The sequence below is a fragment of the Megasphaera sp. AF13-6AC genome (assembly GCF_027685385.1).
In the GTDB taxonomy this organism is placed as follows: domain Bacteria; phylum Bacillota; class Negativicutes; order Veillonellales; family Megasphaeraceae; genus Megasphaera; species Megasphaera micronuciformis.
On the sequence record NZ_JAQCUN010000188.1, the window covers coordinates 1 to 1,852 of the forward strand.

The 1,852-nt window shown below is 43.8% G+C and carries 3 protein-coding genes; all 3 read left to right on the plus strand.

The window, feature by feature from the left end; all coding sequences use genetic code 11:
* The first annotated feature begins 110 nt into the window (after positions 1–110).
* Positions 111–497: a hypothetical protein gene (locus tag PGX78_RS07925; RefSeq protein WP_270446375.1), complete on the plus strand. Its 387-nt coding sequence runs from the start codon at positions 111–113 to the stop codon at positions 495–497.
* Between the two features lie 148 nt (positions 498–645).
* Positions 646–1,443, plus strand: coding sequence for an amino acid ABC transporter substrate-binding protein (locus tag PGX78_RS07930; RefSeq protein ID WP_270446377.1), 798 nt, complete (start codon positions 646–648; stop codon positions 1,441–1,443).
* Positions 1,444–1,505: 62 nt separating this feature from the next.
* Positions 1,506–1,852, plus strand: a 347-nt coding sequence (locus PGX78_RS07935) for an ABC transporter permease subunit (RefSeq protein WP_270446378.1), incomplete at its 3' end; no start/stop codon positions are given.

The following is a 1,852-nucleotide window of genomic DNA, read 5'->3' on the forward strand; positions in this document are numbered from 1 at the left end:
CCGCACATGACGGTTCTTGATAACATTCTGGAAGCGCCACGAGTTGTAAAAGGTATGAAAATAGCCGAAAAATATCTTTTCTCTTACGGGGTGTGTTCGCCCTGGCGGGTATGTATTGTTTTCACTCCTTTATGGTAGAAACTCAAGCCTCATTTCGCATTTATCCGTTGCTCGGCCTGGTGTTTTGTCTTGTGCGGATGTATCGGCAAGGTGATACGGTGTGTTATGTAACGGAGAAGGGACTGGTTGTACGCAGTCATTATCGAACTTTTTATGAGTTTATGAGCGAGATTCTCTTTGGAACTGAGCATCTCGTGTTTATACCGTATAAAACTATTTTCGACATACCGTCTAATTGGGTAACTTTTGAATTAGGTAGTGCCGAGATCGGCGGCCTTGTTGTGCAGCCTGTGCGGCTCAGGTATTTGTCCGCGAAGAATAAAAAAGAGATACTGGCGAGGATTCGTGTGGCTCAAGAAGAGGCAGAAGACCTCTGACGTAAAGAGCAATAAAAAAATCGAAAAACTTTGGAAAAAATACTTTACTAATTTAACGTACTAAAGTATAATAAGGACATCAAAAGACGGCGGGTATCCGGAAACGCGGTCTGAGGAGACAATAAATGATAATTAGGGAGGAATAACAATGAATATGAAAAAATGGATATTGGCCGCAACAATTATGACAATGACAGCTATGCTTGCAACCGGGTGCGGTTCCGACTCGGCCAAGTCGGAACAAAAGTTACCTGATAAGGTTATTATCGGCTTGGATGATAATTTCCCGCCCATAGGTTTCAGAGATGAAAGCGGCAATCTTGTCGGGTCCGATATTGATTTGGCTAAGGAAGCCGCAAAACGTCTCGGTATTGAAGTAGAATTTAAACCTATCGATTGGGACAGTAAGGAAGCAGCCTTGAAGAGCAAGCAAGTAGATATGCTCTGGAACGGTTTGAGTATTACGGAAGATAGAAAAAAGGAAATCGCTTTTTCCGATGCGTATATGAAAGACGGTCAGATTATCGTGGTTCGTAGTGACTCACCCGTTACGGACCGTGCCGGTTTAGCCGGGAAGACTCTGGCGACACAAGACGGCAGCAGTTCGATTGATTGCCTTAACAAAGCGGCCGACTTTAAAGCGTCATTAGGGAATGTTAAACTGTACGGAGATAATGTAGCAGCCTTGATGGATCTTGAGCTGGGGCGTGTCGATGCGGTATTGGTTGACAGCGCCGTAGGCGGATACTACATGCAGAAGAAACAGGGCGTATTCAAGGTCATCGATAAAAATATGGGTGAAGAAGAATTCGGCGTCGGCATGCGCCAAGAAGATACTCTGCTCAGAGATAAACTTAACAGCGTGCTCAAACAAATGAGTGAAGACGGCACGATGGCTAAAATTTCACAAAAGTGGTTCGGTGAAGATATTTCGATGAAGTTATAAAAATGGAAAGTAAATGAGGAATCGCACGATTCCTCATTTACTTTGTTTCAGAGGGAGTTCTTATGGATTATTTATCAACAATCGTTCCGGCTATTGCCGACGGGCTTCAAGTTACATTAAAAATATTTGTCATCACCATTGTTCTCAGCCTGCCCTTGGGGATTATTATGGCCATGGCGCGGCTAAGTCCTTTAGCCGTTTTGCGTAAGCTTTTGGAAGGTTATATTTACTTAATGCGCGGTACACCGCTCATGTTACAGATCTTATTTATTTATTACGGCCTTCCGTTCCTGATTCCCGGGTTACGCTTGGCCGATTATCCTGCGGCTATTATCGCCTTTGTTTTAAACTATGCCGCATATTTTGCCGAAATCTTTCGAGGCGGCATTCAGTCCATTGATCGAGGTCA